The organism is Ruminococcus difficilis (assembly GCF_016680995.1).
Map to the genome: position 1 here is coordinate 1 of NZ_JAEQMG010000200.1, position 1,957 is coordinate 1,957.

The 1,957-nt window shown below is 52.9% G+C and carries 1 protein-coding gene; it reads right to left on the reverse strand.

Translation table 11 applies throughout. The features are described from left to right. A partial coding sequence (locus JKK62_RS17100; RefSeq protein ID WP_201428975.1) for an elongation factor G occupies positions 1–1,790 on the reverse strand: 1,790 nt, incomplete at its 3' end. Positions 1,791–1,957 lie beyond the last annotated feature (167 nt).

Genomic DNA, 1,957 nt, shown 5'->3' on the forward strand with positions numbered 1-1,957 from the left:
ATTACCTCGTCGGGATCGTGACACGGCGCGTAACCCTTGAGCGAGCACTGCAGCCTGCCCTTTCCGCGCGTATACTGCACCACCTCACGCTGATAGTCGCGCATGGCGGATACAGGTGCCGTACCGGTGATAACGGCGCTGTCCTCTGTGGTTTCGGGCGGATCGAAGTCGCCGTGCATTCTTTGAATATCAGTCATCGCCCTTCCGACGCACTCAACGGGCACCTCGAGCGTGAACTCAAATACAGGCTCGAGGATAATGCTCTTTGCCGAGCGCAAACCATTACGGACTGCGCGGTAGGTTGCCTGACGGAAATCTCCGCCCTCGGTATGCTTGGCGTGAGCCTTGCCCGACGCGAGGATAATCTCCATATCGGTTATCGGCGAACCTGTCAGCACGCCGAGGTGGGTTTTCTCGGAAAGGTGTGTGAGGATAAGTCGCTGCCAGTTTTTGTCAAGGCTGTCCTCGCGGCACTCGCTGCGTATGGCTATTCCGCTGTCACGCTTTGCCGGCTTCATAATGAGATGAACCTCGGCGTAGTGACGCAGCGGCTCAAAATGTCCTACTCCCTCAACCGTGTCGGTGATGGTTTCCTTATAAATTATATTTCCTTTATCGAAATTTACTTCAAAACCGAATCTGTCATTTATTACTCTTTTGAGGATCTCGAGCTGAATCTCGCCCATCAGACGGAGCTGGATCTCTCCAAGCTGCTCGTTCCAGACGACGTTTAGCTGCGGATCCTCAGCTTCGAGAATGCGGAATTTTGCGAGGGCGGTGTGCGCGTCGATGTTATCGGGCAGAATAACCGAGAAATTAAGCACTGGCTCGAGCATCGGCAATGCGGCGTTTTTCTCGCTGCCAAGACCGTCGCCCGTCCGCGTAAAGCCAAGTCCCGTAACGGCGCAGACCGTACCCGCAGAGGCTTCGTCCACGGCGGCGAACTTCTCGCCCGAATAGACGCAAATCTGATTTACCTTTTCGCCGTTCTTGTTGTTATCGCTCTTCACGACCTCTCTGACCCTGAGCGTGCCGCCTGTGATCTTCATGAATGTCAGGCGTTTGCCCGAAGAGTCCTCGGAGATTTTGAACACCCGTGCGGCGAAATCAGCGCCGTAACCGGGCATCTCGGTATATTCGCGCAGGCAGTCGAGGAATTCATTAACGCCGTCGAGCCTGAGCGCGGAACCGAAAAGACACGGAAAAACCTTGCGCTGCTTTATCGCGGCGATAATATCTGATTTTTTCAGCGTATCCTCCTCGAATTTTGCAAGAAGCTCCTCGTCGCAAAGTGCGACGTTTTCAAATAATTCGTCCTGATTGCCGAAATCGACGCAGCCGTCGCTGAGCTTTGTGCGGAGCTGGTAAAACACAACCTCCCTGCTCGAGCTGTCAAGATCCATCTTGTTGACAAAAATAAACGTCGGCACACGGTAACGGCGGAGAAGCTTCCAAAGAGTCTGTGTGTGGCTCTGAACACCGTCTGAACCGCTGATTACGAGAATTGCATAATCGAGCACCTGCAGCGTGCGCTCTGTTTCTGCCGAAAAATCCACATGTCCGGGAGTATCAAGAAGGGTGAATTCAACGTCGCCGCAGGAGAGTATAGCCTGCTTTGAGAATATTGTAATGCCGCGTTCACGCTCAATTGCGTTTGTATCGAGAAAGGAATCCCTGTGGTCTACCCTGCCGAGCTTACTCAGAACGCCCGCGGAATATAGCAGCGCCTCGGAGAGGGTCGTCTTGCCCGAATCGACATGAGCGAGAATGCCGACCGCGATTTTTTTCATAGAATCACCGCCTGAAAATCTATCTGAAACCATGATACCATAAATGCAAAAAAATGTAAAACAAAAGCCGACAGAAAGCTGCCGGCTTGATGGTTATTAATATTGCTGGTACTCAACGGAACCGTCGGAGTAGTGGATCTCGTAGTAGCCGTGACCCGAACCGTCGC